The 21,406-nt window shown below is 71.1% G+C and carries 20 protein-coding genes and 1 pseudogene; 8 read left to right on the plus strand and 13 right to left on the minus strand.

Annotation, left to right across the window (positions count from 1 at the left end):
• Positions 1–112: 112 nt before the first annotated feature.
• Positions 113–241, plus strand: coding sequence for a hypothetical protein (locus JK364_RS57135; RefSeq protein ID WP_269146330.1), 129 nt, complete (start codon positions 113–115; stop codon positions 239–241).
• Positions 242–389: 148 nt separating this feature from the next.
• Here JK364_RS57135 and JK364_RS33355 read toward each other — a convergent pair whose 3' ends face one another.
• The 3 genes from JK364_RS33355 to JK364_RS33365 all read right to left on the minus strand — a co-directional run bounded on the left by JK364_RS33355 (position 390) and on the right by JK364_RS33365 (position 3,733).
• Positions 390–1,484, minus strand: a complete 1,095-nt coding sequence (locus JK364_RS33355; protein ID WP_201855083.1) for a cobalamin B12-binding domain-containing protein — start codon at positions 1,482–1,484, stop codon at positions 390–392.
• Positions 1,481–2,929: a PP2C family protein-serine/threonine phosphatase gene (locus JK364_RS33360; RefSeq protein ID WP_230992860.1), complete on the minus strand. Its 1,449-nt coding sequence runs from the start codon at positions 2,927–2,929 to the stop codon at positions 1,481–1,483. Before JK364_RS33360 ends, JK364_RS33355 begins: the two co-directional genes overlap by 4 nt.
• Positions 2,930–3,163: 234 nt before the next feature.
• Complete coding sequence (locus JK364_RS33365) at positions 3,164–3,733, minus strand: dihydrofolate reductase family protein (RefSeq protein ID WP_201855084.1); 570 nt, start codon at positions 3,731–3,733, stop codon at positions 3,164–3,166.
• A 98-nt stretch (positions 3,734–3,831) separates the two neighbouring features.
• Here JK364_RS33365 and JK364_RS33370 point away from each other — a divergent pair, with 98 nt between their 5' ends.
• Positions 3,832–4,245 (plus strand): RidA family protein, encoded by a 414-nt coding sequence (locus JK364_RS33370; protein ID WP_201855085.1) that lies wholly within the window; start codon positions 3,832–3,834, stop codon positions 4,243–4,245.
• Between the two features lie 79 nt (positions 4,246–4,324).
• Here JK364_RS33370 and msrA read toward each other — a convergent pair whose 3' ends face one another.
• Both msrA and JK364_RS33380 read right to left on the minus strand, forming a co-directional pair.
• Positions 4,325–4,984: a peptide-methionine (S)-S-oxide reductase MsrA gene (gene msrA / locus JK364_RS33375; protein WP_201855086.1), complete on the minus strand. Its 660-nt coding sequence runs from the start codon at positions 4,982–4,984 to the stop codon at positions 4,325–4,327.
• A gap of 177 nt (positions 4,985–5,161) precedes the next feature.
• Entirely contained in the window at positions 5,162–6,259 is a 1,098-nt protein-coding gene (locus tag JK364_RS33380) for a hypothetical protein (protein ID WP_201855087.1), read from the minus strand.
• Between the two features lie 142 nt (positions 6,260–6,401).
• Between JK364_RS33380 and JK364_RS33385 the strand changes: the two genes are divergently transcribed.
• Positions 6,402–7,565 carry a cystathionine gamma-synthase gene (locus JK364_RS33385; protein ID WP_201855088.1) on the plus strand — a complete coding sequence of 388 codons (1,164 nt, stop codon included), beginning with the start codon at positions 6,402–6,404 and terminating at the stop codon, positions 7,563–7,565.
• A gap of 85 nt (positions 7,566–7,650) precedes the next feature.
• Here JK364_RS33385 and JK364_RS33390 read toward each other — a convergent pair whose 3' ends face one another.
• The 3 genes and pseudogenes from JK364_RS33390 to JK364_RS33400 form a co-directional block, all read right to left on the minus strand.
• Complete coding sequence (locus JK364_RS33390; protein ID WP_086886529.1) at positions 7,651–7,905, minus strand: hypothetical protein; 255 nt, start codon at positions 7,903–7,905, stop codon at positions 7,651–7,653.
• Positions 7,906–8,114: 209 nt separating this feature from the next.
• Positions 8,115–8,564 (minus strand): annotated as a pseudogene (locus JK364_RS55725) (sigma factor-like helix-turn-helix DNA-binding protein); the annotation flags it as partial.
• A gap of 72 nt (positions 8,565–8,636) precedes the next feature.
• Complete coding sequence (locus JK364_RS33400; protein ID WP_201855089.1) at positions 8,637–9,137, minus strand: MarR family winged helix-turn-helix transcriptional regulator; 501 nt, start codon at positions 9,135–9,137, stop codon at positions 8,637–8,639.
• A 240-nt stretch (positions 9,138–9,377) separates the two neighbouring features.
• Between JK364_RS33400 and ilvA the strand changes: the two genes are divergently transcribed.
• The 3 genes from ilvA to JK364_RS33415 all read left to right on the plus strand — a co-directional run bounded on the left by ilvA (position 9,378) and on the right by JK364_RS33415 (position 12,783).
• Positions 9,378–10,775 carry a threonine ammonia-lyase gene (ilvA, locus tag JK364_RS33405; RefSeq protein WP_201855090.1) on the plus strand — a complete coding sequence of 466 codons (1,398 nt, stop codon included), beginning with the start codon at positions 9,378–9,380 and terminating at the stop codon, positions 10,773–10,775.
• 248 nt (positions 10,776–11,023) lie between these two features.
• Positions 11,024–11,980, plus strand: a complete 957-nt coding sequence (locus JK364_RS33410; RefSeq protein ID WP_201855091.1) for an ATP-binding cassette domain-containing protein — start codon at positions 11,024–11,026, stop codon at positions 11,978–11,980.
• A complete protein-coding gene (locus JK364_RS33415; protein ID WP_201855092.1) occupies positions 11,977–12,783 on the plus strand; it encodes an ABC transporter permease in 807 nt (268 codons plus the stop codon). Before JK364_RS33410 ends, JK364_RS33415 begins: the two co-directional genes overlap by 4 nt.
• 139 nt (positions 12,784–12,922) lie before the next feature.
• Here JK364_RS33415 and greA read toward each other — a convergent pair whose 3' ends face one another.
• Both greA and JK364_RS33425 read right to left on the minus strand, forming a co-directional pair.
• Positions 12,923–13,420, minus strand: coding sequence for a transcription elongation factor GreA (gene greA, locus JK364_RS33420; RefSeq protein WP_201855093.1), 498 nt, complete (start codon positions 13,418–13,420; stop codon positions 12,923–12,925).
• 188 nt (positions 13,421–13,608) lie between these two features.
• Positions 13,609–14,013, minus strand: a complete 405-nt coding sequence (locus JK364_RS33425) for a DUF4307 domain-containing protein (protein ID WP_201855094.1) — start codon at positions 14,011–14,013, stop codon at positions 13,609–13,611.
• A gap of 97 nt (positions 14,014–14,110) precedes the next feature.
• Between JK364_RS33425 and mca the strand changes: the two genes are divergently transcribed.
• On the plus strand, positions 14,111–14,983 hold the full coding sequence (gene mca, locus JK364_RS33430) for a mycothiol conjugate amidase Mca (RefSeq protein WP_201855095.1): 873 nt from the start codon (positions 14,111–14,113) through the stop codon (positions 14,981–14,983).
• Between the two features lie 7 nt (positions 14,984–14,990).
• Positions 14,991–15,260: a hypothetical protein gene (locus JK364_RS33435; RefSeq protein WP_201855146.1), complete on the plus strand. Its 270-nt coding sequence runs from the start codon at positions 14,991–14,993 to the stop codon at positions 15,258–15,260.
• A gap of 85 nt (positions 15,261–15,345) precedes the next feature.
• On the opposite strand, the gene JK364_RS57140 is transcribed toward JK364_RS33435, so the two are convergent.
• From JK364_RS57140 to JK364_RS33450, 3 genes are all read right to left on the minus strand, one after another.
• A complete protein-coding gene (locus JK364_RS57140; protein ID WP_201855096.1) occupies positions 15,346–18,624 on the minus strand; it encodes a tetratricopeptide repeat protein in 3,279 nt (1,092 codons plus the stop codon).
• Positions 18,625–18,837: 213 nt separating this feature from the next.
• The gene (locus JK364_RS33445; RefSeq protein ID WP_201855097.1) at positions 18,838–19,911 is read right to left on the minus strand and encodes a hypothetical protein; all 1,074 of its coding nucleotides are present in this window, start codon (positions 19,909–19,911) and stop codon (positions 18,838–18,840) included.
• Positions 19,912–20,250: 339 nt separating this feature from the next.
• Positions 20,251–21,213 (minus strand): helix-turn-helix domain-containing protein, encoded by a 963-nt coding sequence (locus JK364_RS33450; protein WP_201855098.1) that lies wholly within the window; start codon positions 21,211–21,213, stop codon positions 20,251–20,253.
• Between the last annotated feature and the right edge of the window lie 193 nt (positions 21,214–21,406).

Consider the following 21,406-nt stretch of genomic DNA (forward strand, 5'->3'; position numbering starts at 1 on the left):
TGGCCGTTCGGGAACGGCGCACGTGCACGGCGCACGTGCACGGCGAAGCCCGGGGCGCGCGGGATGTCCGTGCGCCCCAGGCTGTGGCAACCGCGGCCCCGATTCTCACGGCATGGCCGTCGCGGTGGTCGACACCGAGCCGGGGACCCGCACTTTTACTCGCGACCATGACCGGCGCGACCGGCTCGGCGGCATCGACGGCGAGCGATGCCCCGTGATCATGCTCACCGGCGACCGCTGAACGGCGGGATGCCGCCACCCCACTGGTCAGCGAATTCGTCTCCGCCGCCCAGAACGTGCGCCGCTGCCACAACAGTGTGTCGACACGGCTTCCGGTCCGGTGACGCCGGGAGCCCGGTCCGCGGTCGGCCGTTCGGTGGACCGGCTGGTCATTCGGGACGGCGGGAGTCCGCCTCCCGCGTGACGAGGTATCGGCGCCCCGCCGAGAGTGTGCCGAGGGTCCGGGGCGACCCGCGCAGGCGGTCGGCCAGGGCGTCCGTCATCGCGAGGAGGCAGCGGGGACGCACCGAGCGGGCGGAGAAGTATGCCGCGGCGAAGGCGAGCTGCCCGGTGAATACGCGCTCGTCGCCGACGAACACGGCCGCCGCCAGGGAATCCAGCAACCGGCCCAGAAACTCGGTGCCCTCCTCGTGTTCCCTGCCCGAGCTGCCCGAGCTATACGGGATATTCGGGATATCCGGGCGTTCCCGCAGGCCGGGGAACACGTCACGCAGCACATGGGCCAAGTGCGCCAGCAGATCGGGTCGTCGTCTGACGAGTGCCGCGTACTCCTCCACGGCACCGTCCTGGACCGAGGACTCCCCGCGCAGCACCGGTGGCCAGTGGCGAAGCAGCGCTTCCGCCGCGTCGCGGGCGTCTGCCGCGTACAGGTCCGCGCCCAGCGCGTATGCCCATATGCCCTCGGGGCCGAACCCCGGGCCGCCCGTCATGACGGGGACACCGGCGCATCTGCAGGTTTCGATCTGCCGGTGTGCGAGCGGAAGGTTGAACGTCAGCGTGCACGAGAGAGCGACGACGTCAGGGCCGTTCTGATGGACGTCCGAGAGGAGCTCGTGCGGGGAGACCGAGCCGCCGAGTGAGCGCACCTGGAAGCCGCGCAGACGCAGCACCTCGGCGAGGATGTGGGAGGGCAGTACATGCCATTCGCCGTCGCCGCACGCCACCAGCACATGGCGCGGTGATCCGCCGCCCACAGGGGCGCGGGCGGCGGAGGCGACCGCGTCCACCGTCAGCCTGCTGACATGGGTGGCCGCGTGCTCCTGCGCCACCGTCCACTCGCCGGACTCCCACCTCTCACCGACCCGCACCTGGGCGGGTGCCACCAACCCGAGCAGTACGTCCTCCGCGCTCACGCCGCTCGTCACCAGGCCGACGGCCAGCTCCAGCGCTCCGCCCTCGTCCGCGTCGGCCAGGCAAACGTCGAAGTCCGCCCGGACGGCGTCGGTGATCCCGGTGGCATTCATGAGGTCCCGGACTCCTTGGTGCTCGCGGACTCCCCGGTGCGCGCCGACCCGCCGGTGCTCGCCGACCCGCCGGGGCCCCCGGGCCGACGGCGCGGTGGTGAGCCACGGCGGGGAGGCGCCTGAAGCGTCAGGATGGAGATGTCGTCGTGCGGGCGGCCCGCGAGCCATTCGGTCGTGAGGAGCTCCAGCCGCTCGGCGACCGACGGCGCCTGCATGCCGACGCAGCCGGCCAGCGCGTCGACGAGGCGTTCGTCGCCGTATATGTCCCGTCCGCTCATCCCACCTCGGGCCTCGGTGAGCCCGTCGCTGTAGAGGAGCATCAGCTCACCCGGTTCGAGGCGGAGCTCCGTACGGCCGAAACTGGGATCGGGCACCGCCCCGACGAGCATGCCCTCGCAGACGATCTCCTCGACCCTTCCGTCGCCACGAAGCGCGAGCGGGGGGAGGTGGCCGCCGCTGGCGATCTCCACCTTCACCGAGCCGTCGTCGCAGGGCCGGGCGGAGCCCGTGACCAGGGTCGTGAAGCGGTGGCCGGCGCTGATGACGAGGTCGTTGAGCAACTGGAGGTCGCCCAGGAGATCGGGCCCCCGCTTGACCATGGCCAGGGTGCGCATGCTCTGCCGTACGCGCCCTGCCAGCACCGCGGCCTCCGCACCCTTGCCGGACACATCGCCGAAGAAGAACGTGACCCCGCCCGCGGGGCAAGGGGCCACGTGGTAGTAGTCGCCGCTGATGCGCAGAGCCTCCGCGGCCGGCCGGTAGGCGGCGCCGAGCCTGAGCCCGTCGGCCACCGGCAGCGGCTCCGGAGCCATGCTGGCCTGGAGGACGGCGATGGTATGGGCCTGCTGCGAGTAGAGCGCCGCCGTTGCCAGCGCGAGTCCGGCCCTAAGGGCGAACTGATGCGCCAGTTCGATGTCCGCGTCCTCGAAGCGGGGGCGCTCCGGGCCGCGCAGCATGATCAGCGCACCGGCCGGTACGCCTCCCGCGGCGAGCTGGACCACCAGTGCCTCCTCGCCGTGAACGAGCTCACCGGGCAGGACGTCGTCGAGCGCGGCCATCTCCTGGGGGCGTATGACGGCGGGGCGCGGTTGGAGTCCGTACAGCGCGTCCGCGACCTTGGGTATCCGCTCGAGTGTTGCGACCGCCACCTCCCCGGCGGACCGGGCATCGCCCGGACCCGCCCGGCGCCAGTGGGTACGGCGTCCGCTCGCGGGCAGGACGACCACGGACGCGTCCGCCAGTTTCGGGATCACCATCTCCACGAGCGCACGGACGGTACGGCCGTGATGGAGCGACGCGCCCAGGCGCCGGGTGGTCTCCTCCAGGAAGGCGGACCTGTCGCGCTCGTCGAGGAGCGCGGCCTCAACGAGCCCCAGCAGCCCGCTGAGCTGCGCCGGGGCACGGCCCCATGCGCCCCTGCCCCCGCCGTCGCCGTCGTCCGTCATCGGCCACCGCCTCTTGCGCGCTCCGCCGCCGGGCTCATCGTGCCCGGGTCGTTCCCCCTTCCATTCTGTCCGTCCGGCGTGGTTGGCGGTGGCTACGGACTGTTGGTCACGGCGGGCCGGCGCGGCGACTCGCCGCGGTTCCGCGCGGTACTCGAAGCCATACGCCTGCCCTGCGACGGGCCCGGCCGCCCACGCACCCGACCGGATCGGGAGCGAGGTGACAAGGCCGGGTCATTACACCTGGCGCGTCACGCGGTAGCGGAGGTGGACGACCCCTGAGCCGAAGGTGCGGGTCTCGACGAGCTCGAGATCCACCCGGCGCTCGTGCTGGGGGAAGAACGGAATGCCACCGCCGACCAGCACCGGGTAGACCCTGACCCGGTACTCGTCGATCAGACCCAACGCGGCCACCTCGGCGGCGAGCGTCGCGCCGCCGATCGCGATGTCGCCCTCCCCGGGCTCGGCTCGCAACCGCTCGATCTCCTCCGCCAGGCCGCCGGAGGCCAGGCGGGCATTGCCCCGCACCGCCGACAGCGTGGTGGAGAACACCACCTTGGGGAGCGGCTTCCAGAGCGCGGCAAACTCGAGCCTTGAATCGTCGAGCGATGGATCCTGGTCGGCGGTCTCCCAGTACAGCATCGTCTCGTACAGCCGTCGCCCCAACAGGTGGACGCCGACCTCCCGGATCTCGTCGATCCAGGAGCGAAAGACCTCCTCATCGGGCGGCGTCCAGTCGAGGCCGCCGTCCGGCCCGACGATATAGCCGTCGAGCGAGACGTTCATCGAATAGGTCACGCTGCGCATCAGAAGTCCTCCTCGGTAAGACGCTCGACAGTAGGACCGCCGGACGCCCCAGGACTCATCGCGGCTCGCGGGATCCCCTCAGATAGGAGAATGCCGCCATGATCGAAGGCATCCACACCGAGAACGCCCCGTTCGTACGCTTCCCCGACGGCACCGAGCCCCCGCTGTCCCAGGCCATCAGGACCGGTGACCTGATCTTCACCTCCGGGCAGGGGCCGCTCGACCCCGTTACGCACGAGATACCGACCGACTTCGACGCCCAGGCGCGGCAGGTTCTGCGTAACCTCGTGGCGGTCTTCGTCGCGGCTGGTGGCGGCAAGGACCTGATCGTCAAGTGCACCTGCTACCTCAGCGACCGCAGCCACTTCGCCGCCTTCAACCGCGTATACGGGGAGTTCTTCGCGGATTGCTCTCCGCTGCCCGCCCGGACCACGGTGGTCACGCAACTCGTCCGCGATGGCGTGCTCATCGAAATCGACGGCGTCGCCGCGGTCGCCCCGGCAGGGCGGTAAACGGTCGAGCGCGGGACATACAACTCCCGGATTCCGCACCCCGTTGGTCTTGGCCGGTCGCGCCGGCGACCAGCGACCTCTAGCCGTCCGCCGGGGCCACGCCGATTGGGCAGGAGACGCCCGTGCCGCCGATGCCGCAGTAGCCGGCCGGGTTTTTGTCCAAGTACTGCTGGTGGTAGGGCTCGGCCGGGTAGAAGGGGCCCGCGGGGAGGATTTCGGTGGTGATCTCGCCGTAGCCGGAGCTCGTCAGGACGGACTGGTAGGCGGTGCGGGAGGACTCGGCCTCGGACTGCTGCTCGGGGGAGTGGGAGTAGATCGCCGAGCGGTACTGGGTGCCGACGTCGTTGCCCTGGCGGAAGCCCTGGGTGGGGTCGTGGGACTCCCAGAAGACCTTCAGGAGGGCGGCGTAGGAGGTGATCTTCGGGTCGAAGACGACGCGGACGGCCTCGGTGTGGCCGGTGAGGCCGCTGCAGACCTCCTCGTAGCTGGGGTTCTCGGTGTGGCCGCCCTGGTAGCCGACGAGCGTGGTCCACACGCCCGGGGCCTCCCAGAACTTCCGCTCCGCGCCCCAGAAGCAGCCCAGGCCGAAGTCGGCGACGACCAGGCCCTCCGGGTAGGGGCCGGTCAGGGGGTTGCCGAGGACCGTGTGGCGGTCGGGCACGCTGAAGCCCGGTTCGGGGCGGCCCTTCAGCGCCTCCTCGGCGGTGGGGAGGTGGTTCCTGTGGCGGCTGAACAGCATCTTCGGGCTCCTCGCGGGACGGGTACGGGGGCTGCCACGTCCTTCGTCGTAGTCCTTCGTCGTACGTCGTCGTACGTCGTCGTACGTTCTTTGCGGTCTTCGTCTTATACGAGTGCGCGGCGCATTTCCTTCAACGGGTACGGGGCTACCGGAATTCCGGGCCGTTCGCGGCCCCCCTCACCGCGGCAGCGTCGCCGGGGTGCCGCCGCCGCCCTCCCAGCCCGCCACCGCCAGCGCCCGGTAGACCGTGTACTCGGCCGCCGGGTCCACTCCGTACGACCACGGGACCGCACCCACATGGCCGTCCACATGGCGCAGCTGCTCCAGGGCCTCCGCGTACCGCTCCGCGCGGACCAGGAAGAAGACCAGCAGGTGGCGGACGTGCGGCAGTACCGGGTGATCGGCCGGGGCCTGGCGGACGGCGTAGAGGGCGCCCTCCATCGCCTTGGTGATCACCTCGCTGCGGTAGAGGGTGCGCACGAGGTTGGCCTCCGGCAGGTGCTCGAAGACGCCGAAGAGGGGGAGGGCGGGCAGCAGGCTCTTCGCGGGGGCGGAGGCGGCGGCCGCGTGGGTGAAGGCGTCGGCGCGGTCCTGGGAGCCATGCCACTTCTCGCACCAGTAGTGGAGGGCGGCCAGGTGGGCGCCCATGTGGTGCGGGGCGAGCTTGGTGACCTTGGTCCACAGCTCCTCGAAGTCGGCCTGCCGGTAGGCCAGCCCGCGGGCCACGCCGAGTTCGACGATGTGCGGAACCGGGTCCTCCGGGGCCAGCCGGGCCGCCTCGTGGCAGACGTCCCGGGCCTCCTCCAGGATCATCCGGAAGTCCTGCGAGGACGGGTCGAGCAGCGCCTGGCGGACCAGGAACTCCGCGTGCACCGCCGCCGCGCCCGGGTCCTCGGGGGCCGCCACCCGCCAGGTGCGCAGCCACATGCCGCCCTGGCCGGGGGCCTGGGCGAGCTCGAAGGCCGCCGCCCCGGCCAGTGTCTGCACCCGCTGCCAGCGCAGCTCCGAGGTGGCGTCGGTGAGCGCGAGCAGACGGGCGGCCGGCTGCCAGTCCTGCCGGGCCTGGACCTCTTCCAGCGCGTCGATCAGCTGCCGGTCCGGGCCGGGCAGCCGTACGTCCAGCCGTTCGCGCGGGACGAAGCCGTACTCCTGCGGGTCCGAGGCGCGCATCGCGCCCTGCATGGCCCCGCGGCCCCCGCGCATCCGCCGCAATGCCGGTACGACGATCAGCCCGCCGATCATGACGATGGCGATGAGGAAGATCAGAAGCTCCATGAGGTGTCCCCGTGTGAAGGCCCGTAACGGCTTGTGGTGCGGAACGGCTTGTGGTCCAGCCTATGCGCCCCGGTCCTCGTTCCTCTGCGCCCCGGTAGTCGTTGAATCCAGCACGGGCGCGTCGGGCGTTACGCTCGGGCCCATGAGCCACCAGCACCCCCAGGGGCATCCTCAGAGTTTCGAGACGCTCGCCATCCACGCGGGCCAGGAGGCGGACTCCCTCACCGGCGCCGTCGTCCCCCCGATCTACCAGGTCTCCACCTACAAGCAGGACGGCGTGGGGGGTCTGCGGGGCGGCTATGAGTACAGCCGTTCCGCCAACCCCACCCGCACCGCGCTCGAGGAGAACCTGGCGGCGCTGGAGGGCGGCAGCCGTGGCCTGGCCTTCGCCTCGGGTCTCGCCGCCGAGGACTGCCTGCTGCGCACGCTCCTGGCGCCGGGCGACCACGTCGTGATCCCGAACGACGCGTACGGCGGTACGTTCCGCCTGTTCGCGAAGGTCGTGGAGCGCTGGGGCGTGGAGTGGTCGGTCGCCGACAGCTCCGACCCGGCGGCGGTACGGGCCGCGCTCCGCCCCCGTACGAAGGTGATCTGGGTCGAGACCCCCAGCAACCCGCTGCTCGGCATCACCGACATCGCCGCCGTCGCCGATGTCGCCCGCACCGCGGGGGCCCGGCTGGTGGTGGACAACACCTTCGCCAGCCCCTACCTCCAGCAGCCGCTCGCGCTCGGCGCGGACGTCGTGGTGCACTCCACCACCAAGTACATGGGTGGGCACTCGGACGTCGTCGGCGGTGCGCTGATCGTCTCCGACACCGGCCTCGGCGATGAACTCGCCTTCCACCAGAACGCGATGGGCGCCATCGCCGGGCCCTTCGACTCCTGGCTGGTGATGCGCGGCATCAAGACCCTCGCCGTCCGGATGGACCGGCACAGCGCCAACGCCACGCGGATCGCCGAGATGCTCACCGCGCACCCCAAGGTGACCCAGGTCTACTACCCGGGGCTGCCGGAGCACGTGGGGCACGAGATCGCGGCCAAGCAGATGCGGGCCTTCGGCGGCATGGTGTCGTTCCGGGTCGCGGGCGGCGAGGAGGCGGCGGTCGAGGTGTGCGACCGGGCGCGGCTGTTCACGCTGGGGGAGTCCCTCGGTGGTGTCGAGTCGCTGATCGAGCACCCGGGGCGGATGACGCACGCCTCGGCGGCGGGCTCGGCGCTCGAGGTGCCGGCCGATCTCGTACGGCTGTCGGTCGGCATCGAGTCGGTCGACGATCTGCTGATGGATCTGGGCCAGGCTCTGGGCTGAGGTCTGAGGTCTGAGGTCTGAGGTCTGGACTTACGGACTTATGAGGGTGGTCACCTCCCTTGAGCGGTGACCGCCCCTCGAGTGGTCACCACCCCTCGAGGGGCGGGGTGGTGTCGGTGGGCGGTGGCGCGGCCCACGGTTCGACGATCGCCGCCCAGACGCCGAACGCGACGACCGCGGCGAGCAGTAGCAGCCAGCCGATGGTGCGCACCACCTGGTGGCGGTGGAGCATTCGCCGTCCTCGTTCGGCCGCCCGGCCCGCCAGATCCGGCGGCAGCGCCGGATGCGGGCCCTCCAGCATTCGGCGGACCTCGGTCTCCTTGCGGTCCGGGAAGCTCATGGGGCGGCCCCGGCTCCTGCCTCGGCTCCGGCTCCGCCGTCGGCTCCTGCCTTGACCCCGGCTCCGGCGTCGGCCTCGGCTCCGGGGCCCGTCGCCCCGGGGGTCGCCCGGCTGTCGGTGGTGTCGGTGGTGCCGGTGGACGGTGGCGTTCCGGTGGAGGATGACGTTCCGGCGGACGGACGCGTTCCGGCGGACAGTGGCGTTCCAGTCGTGTCGCGCCGGGCCGCCGCGCTGCGCATCGCCGTGACCGCGCGGGTGCAGATCGCCCGAACACGCTCGACCGGGAGGCCGAGCGCCGCCGCCGTCTGCTCCTCCGCGACCCCCTCGTACAGCCGCAGCACCAGCACCAGCCGCTCCTGCGGGGTGAGCCGGGCCAGGGTGCCGCCGCGCGGGCGGCGGTAGCGGTGGCCCCGGTGGGCGAAGAGGGCGGCCAGCGTCCGGCGGGTGTGGTCGTACGGATCCTCGCCGCGCAGCCGGTCCCAGCGGGCGTACGTGCGCGCGAGCGCGGCGGTCAGCAGGCGCTCGGCGGCTTCGGTGTCCCCCGTCGGCTCCCCCGTGAGCAGCGTGGCCGCATGCAGCAGTCGGCCACCCGCGCCCGCGACGAATGCCTCGAACTCCCGGGCCCGGCGGCCATCCCGTGCTGCCCGCCGTTCTCGCACCACGCCCTCCGCCTCCCGTTCCTTTTAGGACACGGCAGGCACAGGCACCTGGTCAAGATGTCTGCGCCGGGGTCAGGTGGCGGGCGTCGCCTGGGGCACCGTGGTGTGCGCGGCGGAGAGGGCGACGTTGAAGCGGGTCAGGAGGTCGCAGAAGAGATCGCGCTCCTCCGTCGTCCAGTCCCCGGTCACGCGGGACATCAGATCGCGCCGTGACGAACGCACCTCCTCCAGGCGGGCCTTGCCCCTCGGGGAGAGCTGCAGCACGACCGCGCGGCCGTCCTCGGGGTGCGAGGTGCGCTTGACCATGCCGGAGTCGACCAGCGGGGCGACCTGGCGGGTCACGGTGGACGAGTCGATGCCCATGCTCCCCGCAAGCGCCTTGACCCCCATGGGGCCTTCCTGGTCGAGCCGGTTGAGCAGCAGATACGCGGCTCGGTCCATGGAATTGCGGGCCTGGCCGACGCCGCCGAGCCGGGTCTGTTCCGCACGGCGGGCGAAGACGGCGACCTGATGCTGGAGCGCGTCCAGTACGCCGGTGTCGAGTTGAGTCGTCATGTCCGATTGGGTGGGCATGGCCTAGGGCTCACTTCATGCGGTGGTCTGTGGGATGTGGCACAGAGTACGCGGCTGGGAGCCCGCCCGTACGGGAGCTGCAGAAACCTGACGGCCATCGAGCCACAACCTGCCGTTCTGAGCCGTTCCCCGGCGCCGTGGACCGTCGGCGGGCCCTGGTACGGCACCGGCATGACGCCAACCCGGGCACCGGCTCGGCCCGCGGGGGCCCGTCAGGGGTGAGCTGCCAGACTGGGGACCATGGCTGCACGACACGGCGACGAGGACGGGCCCGGCTCCGGGTCCGGCCCGGCCTCGCACCTCACCTCTCCCGTCCCTGCGTCCGCCCCCGCGTCCGGGTCCGCGGGTACCGCGTCCGCGGGTTCCGTATCCGCGGGTTCCGTATCCGGAGGTTCCGTATCCCGGGGGTCCGAGGCGACCTCCGGGGGATCCGAGACGACGGTCACCCTCGACGACGTCCGCAGCGCGCAGAAGACGCTCTCGGGGGTCTCCCGGCTCACCGCGCTGGAGGGCAGCCGCTATCTGTCCGGCCTGGTCGGCGCGCCGGTCCACTTCAAGTGCGAGAACCTGCAGCGCACCGGGTCGTTCAAGCTGCGCGGCGGCTATGTGCGGATCGCGGGGCTCAGCCCCGAGGAGCGGGCGGCCGGGGTGGTCGCGGCGAGCGCCGGGAACCATGCGCAGGGCGTCGCCCTCGCGGCCTCGCTGCTGGGGGTGCGTTCGACGGTCTTCATGCCCGAGGGCGCACCGCTGCCGAAGATCGCGGCCACCCGGGACTACGGCGCCGAGGTGCAGCTGTGCGGCCAGATCGTGGACGAGACGATGCGGGCGGCGCAGGAGTACGCCGAGCGCACGGGCGCGGTCTTCATCCACCCCTTCGACCACCCGGACGTCATCGCCGGGCAGGGCACGGTGGGACTGGAGATCCTGGAGCAGTGCCCCGAGGTGCGCACTGTGGTGGTGGGTATCGGCGGGGGCGGGCTGGCCGCCGGGATCGCGGTGGCGGTGAAGGCGCTGCGGCCGGATGTGCGGGTGGTGGGGGTGCAGGCGGAGGGTGCCGCGGCGTATCCGCCGTCGCTGGCGGCCGGGCGGCCGGTGACGATCGACGCGCCCGTGACGATGGCGGACGGCATCAAGGTGGGGCGGCCGGGCGATGTGCCGTTCCAGATCATCGAGAACCTCGTCGACGAGGTCCGTACGGTCACCGAGGACGAGCTGTCCAGTGCGCTGCTGCTCTGCCTGGAGCGGGCGAAGCTGGTGGTGGAGCCCGCGGGTGCGAGCCCGGTGGCCGCGCTGCTGTCGGCGCCGGAGTCCTTCGAGGGGCCGGTGGTCGCGGTGCTCTCGGGCGGCAACGTCGATCCGCTGCTGATGCAGCGCATCCTGCGGCATGGCATGGCCGCGGCGGGGCGCTATCTGTCGCTGCGGCTGCGGCTCACCGACCGGCCGGGGGCGCTGGCCACGCTGCTGGCGGTGCTGTCGACGCTGGACGCCAATGTGCTCGACGTCAGCCATGTACGCACCAATCCGCGGCTCGGGCTGAGCGAGGCCGAGGTGGAGCTGCACCTGGAGACGAAGGGGCCGGACCACTGCGAGGACGTCCGAGAGGCGCTGCGCGGCGCCGGGTACACGGTGATGGCCTGACGCCGGGGACGGGTCTGAGCCCGAGCCCGGGGACGGGTCTGACTCCGAGCCCGGGGGCGGGGCTTCTCTCGCGGGTCTCACGCACGTAGAGGCCCCGCGGCTCGCTTTCTTCATTTTGTTCGCCTCGCGTATGTCGCGATGTATCGCGTCTCGGTTACGATTGCCGTCCAGTTGCTGCCGAGCGCTGCCCATATGGGCGGACTTATGCCTTGATTGAGTGGAACTGACCCAACCCCGGGAGTGCCAACATGCCAGGCGCTATTCACGCCGAGGGTCTGGTGAAGACCTTCGGTGACGTAAAGGCTCTGGACGGCGTCGATCTCGACGTACCGGAAGGAACCGTGCTCGGACTGCTCGGCCCCAATGGCGCCGGCAAGACCACCGCGGTGCGCGTGCTCACCACGCTGCTGCGCCCGGACAGCGGGACGGCGGTGGTCGCGGGGGTGGACGTGCTCAAGAACCCCAACGAAGTCCGTCGCTCCATCGGACTGTCCGGCCAGTTCGCCGCCGTGGACGAATATCTGACCGGCCGTGAGAACCTCCGAATGGTCGGCCAGCTCTACCAGTTGGGAGCGCGGGAGGCCAAAGCCCGCGCGAGTGAGCTGCTGGAGCGGTTCGGCCTCGCGGATGCGGCCGACCGCACCGCCAAGACGTACTCCGGCGGGATGCGCAGGAGGCTGGACCTCGCCGCGGCCCTGGTGGTCAGCCCGCCCGTGATGTTCATGGACGAGCCCACCACCGGTCTGGACCCGCGGAACAGACAGGCGCTGTGGGAGGTCATCCAGGAGCTGGTGGCCGGCGGTACGACGCTGCTGCTGACCACGCAGTATCTGGAGGAGGCGGACCATCTGGCGCACGACATCTGCGTGATCGACCGCGGCCGGGTCATCGCCCGCGGCACCTCCGACCAGCTCAAGGCCCGTACGGGCGGCGAGCGCGTGGAGGTCGTGGTGCATGAGCGCGAGGACATCACGGCCACCGAGGAGGTCCTGCGGGTCCTGGGCAAGGGCGAGACGACGGTGCAGGAGCACACCCGTAAGGTCACCGTCCCGGTCGTGGGCGGCGCCAAGCTGCTCGCCGAGGTCATCCGCGAACTGGACACCCGTGGTGTCGAGATCGACGACATCGGGCTGCGCCGCCCGACCCTGGACGATGTATTCATCTCGCTCACCGGCCATGGCGCCGGGAAGGGGGAGGCGAAATGAGCACGATGAGCGATTCCCTGGTCATCGCCCGACGGAATCTGATCCGGATGACCAGAATTCCCGAAATGGTCCTATTTGGGATAGTTCAGCCGGTGATGTTCGTGGTTCTCTTCACGTATGTCTTCGGCGGTTCGATGAAGATCGGCAACAGTACCGACCCGGACGTCTACAAGAACTTCCTGATGGCCGGGATCTTCGCGCAGACCGTGACCTTCGCCACCGCGGGCGCGGGCGCGGGGATCGCGGAGGACATGCACAAGGGGTTGATCGACCGGTTCCGCTCGCTGCCGATGGCCCGGGGCGCGGTGCTCACCGGCCGGACCTTCGCCGACCTGGTGCAGACGACGCTCACCCTGGTGGTGCTGGCCGTCGTCGCGCTGATCGTGGGCTGGCGCCCCGGCTTCGCGGACTCGACCAACATCGGGAAGATCCTGGGCGGCTTCGGCCTGCTGCTTCTTCTGGGATATGCCTTCACCTGGATCGGGGCGCTGATCGGGCTGTCCGTCCGCACCCCGGAGGCGGCGACCTCCGGCGGTCTGATCTGGCTGTTCCCGGTCACGTTCATCTCGAACGCCTTCGTGGACTCCAGCCAGATGACCCCCTGGCTGCGGCACATCGCCGAATGGAACCCGTTCAGCGCCACCGTGCAGGCGTGCCGTCAGCTCTTCGGCGACCCCGGCCTGTCCCGGTCCGGCGCCTGGCCGATGCAGCATCCGGTCTGGGCGTCGCTGATCTACTCGGCCCTGATCGTCGTGGTCTTCCGGACGCTGGCGGTGCGCAAGTACCGCTCGGCGACCGCCTGAGCCGGTTCTTCCGGGAGCGCGCCGCTTGAGCGTTCTTCGGGGGGCGCCGCTTGAGCGGCCCTTCCGGGGGTGTGGGGCGGCGGGAGTGCGGGGGTGAGGGGGAGCCCCGGCCGTTCGGCCGGGGCTTCACACCGGGCGTTCAGCCCTGGTAGGGCTTGGCCTCCAGGATTCGCACCGAGGCGGTGCGGCCGTTGGGGAGCTCGTACTCCGCGTCCTGGCCGACCTTCTTGCCGTTCACACCCGAACCCAGCGGGGACTGCGGCGAGTAGGTCTCGATGTCCGCGCTCGCGTACTCACGGGAGGCGAGCAGGAAGGTCACGGTGTCGTCGGGGTCGCCGTCGAAGGCGATGGTGACCACCATGCCGGGGGCGACCACGCCGGTGTCCGCGGGTGCCTCGCCGACCTTCGCCTGCTGCAGGAGCTGCGTCAGCTGACGCACTCGGAGCTCCTGCTTGCCCTGCTCCTCCTTGGCGGCGTGGTAACCCCCGTTCTCCCGGAGGTCACCCTCCTCCCGGGCAGCCTCGATCTTCTTCGCGATCTCGACACGTGCGGGACCCGACAGGTACTCCAGCTCTGCCTTGAGCTGGTCGTACGCCTCCTGGGTCAGCCAGGTGACGTTCTCGCTGGTCTGGGTCACAGGTGCTCCTCGTCGGTACTGGGAATACAAATGAACGCCCTACTCAGAAGGGTGCGCCTTCGTAGCCGGGCGAAACCACGAGCCTAACAATTCCGGCAAGAAACGGGGAGGAGGGAACCGGGCGCAATGCGTAGGAAACGCGTCAGCGCTGGTCAGATCGGGGCAGGCGCCCGACACGTCCAGTTCGATTATCGAACAGGCTCGCAGCCGATCAACTCGGCGCTGGTCGCCCGGGCCGTCGTCCGCACGGTCACGACCTTGACCATGTCCTCCTGGCGCTGGCCGAAGGTGAAGTCCTTCCGGCCCACCTCGTCGTGGTACTCGTCCAGGGTACGCACCGTGCAGACACCGGTCGCGTCCTTATCCTTGGTGATCTCCAGCCGGACGTCCACGGCGTCGTCGGCGACCACCTTGAAACCGGTCAACCGGCCGCTGACGTCCTGACCGGCGATGTAGTCGTACCCGAACCACCCGATCAGGGCCAGCAGCCCGGCACCGAGCACGGCACCGACGATCTTCAGCGTCCGGTCGGCACGCGCGTCCGCGGACCGGCCGTAACGCCCGTCGGGCAGCCCCTCGCGCACCGCGGTCATGGGCGTTCCTCCTGCTGGGGGAGAGATCGGAATTATTCGTCCCCGGTTTAGGTCACTATAGAAGCCGTCTTCCACGACGAATCACTGAGGATCGAACTTGACTGAGCAGCTGCGTTTGATGGCCGTGCACGCGCACCCGGATGACGAGTCGAGCAAGGGCGCGGCCACCATGGCCAAGTACGTGTCCGAGGGGGTGGATGTGCTGGTCGCCACCTGCACAGGCGGGGAGCGCGGCTCCATCCTCAACCCCAAGCTCCAGGGTGACCCCTACATCGAGGAGCACATTCACGAGGTCCGCGCCAAGGAGATGGACGAGGCGCGCCAGATCCTCGGCGTCAGGCAGGAGTGGCTGGGCTTCGTGGACTCCGGACTGCCCGAGGGCGATCCGCTGCCGCCACTGCCCGAGGGCTGCTTCGCACTGCAGGACGTGGAGGCCGCGGCGGAGCCCCTGGTGAAGCTGATCCGTACGTTCAAGCCGCAGGTGATCACCACCTATGACGAGAATGGCGGCTATCCGCACCCCGACCACATCATGACCCACAAGATCTCGATGGTGGCCTTCGAGGCGGCCGGTGACCCCGAGAAGTACCCGGAGGCGGGGGAGCCCTGGCAGCCGCAGAAGCTCTACTACAACCAGGGCTTCAACCGGGCGCGCACCGTGGCGCTGCACGAGGCGCTGCTGGCCCGCGGGCTGGACTCGCCTTACGAGGAGTGGCTGGAGCGCTGGAAGACGTTCGGGCGGCCCGAGCGCACCCTGACCACCTATGTGCCCTGCGCCGACTTCTTCGAGATCCGCGACAAGGCGCTGGCCGCGCACCGTACGCAGATCGACCCCGACGGCGGCTGGTTCCGGGTGCCCATGGACATCCAGAAGGAGGTCTGGCCCACCGAGGAGTACGAGCTCGCGAAGTCGCGCGTGGACACTTCCCTCCCCGAGGACGACCTCTTCGCGGGCGTCCGCAACAATTGACCCCATGATGAGCGCCACCAGCACCCTCGCCATGACGCATCTCGTCCCGCTCGCCAAGGACCTGGACGAGAACAAGGTGACCCCGGGCGTCCTCGGTTTCATCGTCTTCGCCGTGATCGGCGCGGCGGTGTGGCTGCTGATGAAGTCCATGAACAAGCACATGAAGCGGGTGAACTTCGAGGAGGCACCGGAGGAGCCCGGCAAGGCTCCGGCGGCCGCCTCCGCCGAAGGCGCCAAGGGTGCCAAGGGCACCAAGGGCGAGGAGCGCACGGCCTGAACCCCGGCCGGGCCCGACCGCGTGTCCCGCGCACGATCGACGGCATCACAGCGCACTTCCGGCAGGGGCACTTCCAGCGGAGCGCTCAGGCGCGAGGTCGGTCCGGCAGCACGGCCATGACCTCGCGCGAGTGGCGGCTCGGCACCATGCCGAGCTGCCATGCCTGCCATCCCGTCTCCGGCTCGACGCCGCGCTCCAGCACCAGCGCGAACGCCTCCGCGCACCCCGCCAGCCGGGAATCGCCCGCCGTGCCCTCCTCGCGCATCTCCCGCATCAGCTCCGCCAGCTCCTCCTGGGCCACCGCCGTGCCGATGACCGAGCCCCCGGCGGAGGCGAACGGCAGCAGCGTGCAGCGCAGGAACCGGGCCCAGGAGCGGCCGCGCCGGTCCCCGTACCCCGCGAACAGCACGGCCGCCTCGTCCACCAGCTCCAGCGCCTGCGCCGCCTTGCCGTTTCCCGCGTCGATCACCGCCAGCTCGACACAGGACCATGCCTCGCCATGGGCCACGCCCACCCGGCGGAAGTCCTGCCGCGCGTCCTGGAGCAGCTGCCGGGCGAAGCCGCTGTTGCGCAGCGAGCCCGTCTGCGCCGCCCGCAGATCACGGGTGACCCGTGCCGAGTGATGCCGGGCACACGCCAGCCCGTACACATCCCGCATCCGGCTGAACATCGTGCGGGCCCGCTCCAGCTCGCGCACCGCCGAGTCGTGGTCGCCGCGCTCCTCCAGCGCCTGGCCCAGGTAGTACAGCGTCCACGCCTCGCCGCGCGCGTCCTCGTTCTCCCGGTGGCGGGTGAGGGCCTGGCGCAGCTGGTCGACGGCCACCGACGACTCCCCGGCCACCAGCCGGGCCCTGGCGAGCTGGGTGAGCGCCCATGCCTCACCGCGCTGGTCATGGGTGCGGCTGTAGGCGTCCAGCGCGTCCCCCAGCTCGGACTCGGCGCGCGGCACATCTCCCATCCGCAGACAGGCCTGGCCGAGCTGGAAGTGCGCCCACGCCTGGCCGTGCAGGCTCTCGCTCTCCTCATGCAGCTCCAGCGCCTCGCCCAGCAGCTCCAGGGCCTCGGTCAGCCCGCCGCGGTCGCGCTCCACCGCCGCCAGGGCGTGCATCGTCCAGGCCCGGTCGCCGCGCAGCTCCTCGGCCCGCTGGAGCTCCAGCGCCTCGCGCAGCTTCGCCGCGGCCTGCACGAGATTGCCCTGGTGGTGCAGGGTGATACCGAGACTGCACAGGGCGCGGGCCGCGCCCGCCTGGTGCTGGGCCTCGAAATACAGGTCCACCACCGAGGACAGCGTGGTGCGCGCCTGGTCCAGCTCGCCGAGCTGGCGGGCCGCGATACCGGTGCGCCACTGCACGGACCGCATCAGCAGCCCCTGGTCGACGGCCTGGGTGAGCTCGCTGATCTCGCCCAGCCGGTAGAGATCGCCGCGCAGCAGGCAGTAGTCGCACAGCGCGCCCAGGAGGTGCAGCACCGCGGACTGGTCCACGCCCTCGGCATGGCGCAGCGCGGCGGTGATGAAGCTCGACTCGTCGTCCAGCCAGCGCAGCGCCGCGTCCAGCGAGGCGAAGCCATGGGCCGCGCCCTTGCCGAAGATGTCGGCACGGGTGGAGGTCTTGCCGTCGACCAGCCGGATCACCGAATCCGCCAGCTCGGCATAGCTGCGGATCAGCCGCTCCTGCGCGGCGGTGCGCTGCTCCGGCTCCTCCTCGTCCAGCAGCCGGGCGTGGGCGAAGGAACGCACCAGGTCATGGAGGCGGTAGCGGCTGCCGCGGACATGCTGGATCAGCCCGGCCCGGCCGAGCGCCTCCAGATGGCGGCCGGCCTCCTGCTCATCGGCGTCCAGCAGTGCCGCGGCCGCGGCGCCGCCCAGGCTGGCCCGCCCGGCCAGCGCCAGCCGACGCAGCAGCCGCCGGGCGCCCTCCTGCTGGTCGGTGTAGCGCAGCCACAGGGTGCGCTCGATCGCGCCCACCGGGCCGTACGCCTCCAGGTCGGTGACCAGGGCGGCGGGGGAGCGGGGGCCGAGCGAGGAGCCCGCGATCCGCAGCGCCAGCGGCAGCCGCCCGCACAGCTCGGCGATCCGCTCCACGGACTGCCCGTCGTAGGGGCCCGCGCCGGTGGGCTCCTCGGCGGAGGCCCGCAGCAGCTCCTCGGCGCCCGGCTCGTCCAGCGGGCCCACCTCGATCCGGTGCACCCAGGCGGCGAGGTCGTCCGGCAGGTCGAGCGGGGTGCGCGAGGTGATCAGGACCAGGCCGTCGGACCGCTCGGGGATCAGCGTGCGCACCTGCTCGGCGTCGCGGGCGTCATCGAGCACGATGGTGACCGGCAGCCCGGTCAGATACTGGTGATACAGCTCGGTGAGCCGTCTGATGTGCTGGTCCTGCGAGGAGCGCTCGCGGAAGAGCAGCTGGTCGCGGGGTGCGCCGAGCCGGTTCAGCAGATGCAGCAGCGCGTCGCGGGTGGGCAGCGGGGCCTGCTCGGGGCTGTCGCCGCGCAGATCGACCAGGCACGCGCCACGGAACTCATCGCGCAGATGGTGGGCCGCCCGCACGGCCAGCATGGTCCGGCCGGAGCCCGGCGGGCCCTCCAGCAGCACCACCGTGGGCTTGGTCTCCGTGGACGCGCGGGCCTGCCGCACCCACTGCGCGATCTGTGTGATCTGTGCATGGCGCCCGGCGAACGGGCCGTCCGCCTCGGGCAGCTGGGCGAAGGACTGCTCCAGCACGGTGCGCCTGCGGGCCGCCTGGCTGCGGTCCGCGCCACGCAGCCTCGGCTGACCGGTGACGGAGGCGGAGCGCTTCGCCGAACCGCCGCCCTGGCGGGTGGCGGCCGTGGTCATCCGGTGCTGGTCGATGAACGGCCGGATGCCCCGCACCTCGACCGCCGTGAGCCACTGCAGCCGCAACTGCTCGGCCCCACCGGGCTGGTTCCGCAGCGCGGCCTGGCGGTGGGCGGCCGGCCAGTGGCTCGCGGTGAGCTTGACGACGGCGGCGGCCGACCCGGCCACGGCGGCCGTGACCCCCGCGCCCAGCGCCGTGCCCGCCGAGGTGCCGTACCCGAGATCCGCGCCGAAGGCCGCCACCGCGGCGACCGCCGCGGCCAGCGCCGGGGTGCCCAGCTGCCCGCGCGAGAGCCGGGCGGAGAGCGGTCTGCTGCCCGCGTCCGACTCATCCAGCGCGCGCACATACGCCCCGTACTCCTCCGCGGCGGCGGCGGTCATCTCGTCGAGCGCGCCGCGCGCCCGGCTGAGCAGCACCCCGCCGTCGGTGCGCCCGCCCGAGCGGCGCACCTCCTCCTCCACGGCCCGAGACAGCAGCCGCTCGACTTCCGTCCGGTGGCTGTCCCGCAGCACCGCCAGTGACGCCGGCATGGTGATCCCCCTCCTGCAGCAGTGCACTCAGTCTTCCGTTTCTGGCTCCTATCCGGCAGTCCTGTGGATAACTCCCCTGTGGATAACTTCGCCTGTCTCGCCGGGTGGGGGAGGATGGGCCCGAGTGCGCCTCGCCGTCCGCCGGGAGCGGCTACCGGCTCAACCGGTCTCGCTCAACCGCTTGCTCAACCGGTCTTGTTCAACCGGTCTTGCTCAACCGGTCTTGACGGGGGTCAGGGTGAACCCGTCGTTGGGCTTGCCCGCGAGGAACTGGGCCAGCCCACCGCTGAGCGTGTACGTCGTCCCGCCCGGTCCCACGGTGACGTCGCTGGTGATGGGGTCCTTGACGGTGTCGGTGACGCTCACCGTGGCTTCCTTCCAGCCGTCGCGGGGCTTCACCAGCTGGACCTTGGCGGGCTTGCCGGTCAGGAGACCGCTGCTGACCGCCGTGATCGAGCCGTCCTTCAGGAGCTCCATGCCGGCCGGCGGGGACGACAGCGGCTTGTCGAGCTTCACCTTCCGCGCCCCTCCGGGGTTGTCGACGGGCACTCGTACCAAGGAGCCGTCGGCCATGGAGATGATCAGCTGGTTTCCCTCCACCCACTCGACCGCTGTCATGCCGACATCGTTGAGGAAGTCGGGGATGTCGAGCTTGCCCTGGAGCAGGTCGCTCCGCAGGAAGACCTTGGCGCGGCCCTGCTTGTCGATGCGGAACACCGTCGGGCTCAGCTCGTCGACGGCGTAGGTGGTGCCGTCGGGCGCCACCGCCACGTCGGAGATCAGGTGCTTCTTGCCGTCGTTGGTGATCGCGGTCAGATCGACGCACCAATCCTGCTTCCCGGTCTTCAGGTCGTAGCTGCCGACACCGGCGACCTTGAAGGGGTTGTCCTTGTCGGAACGGTCGGCGATGCCGTAGTCCGCATTGCTGACCATGATGCGGTTCCGCTCGCGGTCGACCTTGACGGCCTGCGGCGACACCAGTGCCGGGTCGTTGATGTGGGTGCGCACCTTTCCATCCGGACCGAAGGCAGTGACTTTGCCTTGCTTCAGCGAGGCGGCGAAGAACGTCTTCGACCGCGGGTCGTAGTCCAAGGAGTGCGGGAACACGTTCGGGCCGTCGGCCTTGATGACGCTGGGTATCGCCTGCTTGCTCTGCTCGGCCCGGGTCTGGGTCCGCTCGGCGCCGGATCCGGCGGAGGAACCGCTCGTGGCCATCGCCGTCCCGGTGGCCGCGGCAGCGACGAGTGCCGCACCTGCGATGGCGATCTTCAGCTTCGTCTTCTTCATTGTCCTTGCTCCTCTTGAGTGTTGGGGTCGGCGTGGGGGTTTGAATCGGGGTGAAAGCGGAGGAAAAGAGGGGGGCGGCGTCAGTGGCGGCGGGAAGGCGCGCGTGACGGGGCCCGTGGCGCTCCCCGCCGGTCTCTGGCGCCTCGGGCGCCTAGGGCCGGGGGCTGCCGAGTGATGTTCATCGGGCGGGGGCTGCCGGGTGATGTTCATCGGCCGGGGACTGCCGAGTGATGTTCATCGGGCGGGGGCCGCCGGGTGATGTTCAGGGGCGACGCGCTGAGCGGACTGTGGGACTCCGGCGGCCGGACAGCCGGACGGCCGGACGGCCGGACAGCCGGATCAGGAGTGCGCGGGAGGAACGACGCGTGCGGGGGTGTCGGCGGCGGGGCGGGCGGTCGCCGACGTGTCCGCGGCGGGGCGGGCGATTGCCGACATGTCCGCGGCGGGCTGGAGGGTCTGGTTGAGCAACTGCAGTGCCGCCTGGGCGGCGGAGCCCGGCGCCGCCGTCGTCACCACCACCCGGATCCCCGGCTCCCGGGGCACCGGGAGCGAGTGCTGCAGCACATCCAGCTCCCCGACCATCGGATGGCGCATCCGGTACTCGGCCATGCCCCAGGCGCGCACCCGGTGCTCGGCCCACAGCGTGGCGAACTGCGGGCTGCGCATGGTCAACTCGCCGATGAGGGAGGCCAGATGCGGGTCGTCCGGATATTCGCCGACCGCCTGTCGCAGCTTGCCCACCACGTCCCGTGCCTTCCTGGGCCAGTCCACGTACAGGTCCCGCGTGTGGGCGTCCAGGAATACCAGCCGGGCGGTGTTGGGCCGGGTGGCCGCTTGATCCGGGCTGTCCGGGGCCAAGTGCCCGGCGAACAACGCATGCCCGGCGCGGTTCCACGTCAGGACGTCCGAGCGCCGGCCGACGACGACCACGGGTGAGTCCCCGAAGGCGTCAACCAGTTGGCGCACCGCCGCGGTGACCCGCTCGGCGGGGAGCCGGCGGCGGCGCTGCCGGGAATCACCGGACAAGGTGTGCAGGTGGCGCCGCTCCGCGTCATCCAGCCGCAGAGCCGTGGCCAGGGCGTCCAGGACCTGCGGCGAGGCGTTGAGCGACAGCCCCTGTTCCAGCCGGATGTAGTAGGCCACGCTGACACCGGCCAGCTGGGCCAGTTCCTCACGCCGCAGCCCCGGCACCCGCCGCCGGTCGCCGTAGTCCGGCAACCCCACGTCTGCCGGTTTCAACCGCGCCCGACGCGTGGACAGGAACTCGCCGAGGAGGGACTTGCCATGCGTTGCGTCGTCCATGCGGTCGAGTATGGCCAGGCTCGCGACATCCAGCCTGCTCCTGGGAGTAGCAGGCACGCGGGCATGAAGGAGGCGAGCGGGCACGCGGGCATGAAGGAGGCGAGCGGGCACGCGGGCATGAAGGAGGCGAGCGGGCACGCGGGCACGAAGGAGGCGGCATCGTCCGGGAGTCCCGACTCTCGACCTGGTGTGC

Source organism: Streptomyces endocoffeicus (assembly GCF_016741935.1).
Lineage (GTDB): Bacteria > Actinomycetota > Actinomycetes > Streptomycetales > Streptomycetaceae > Streptomyces > Streptomyces endocoffeicus.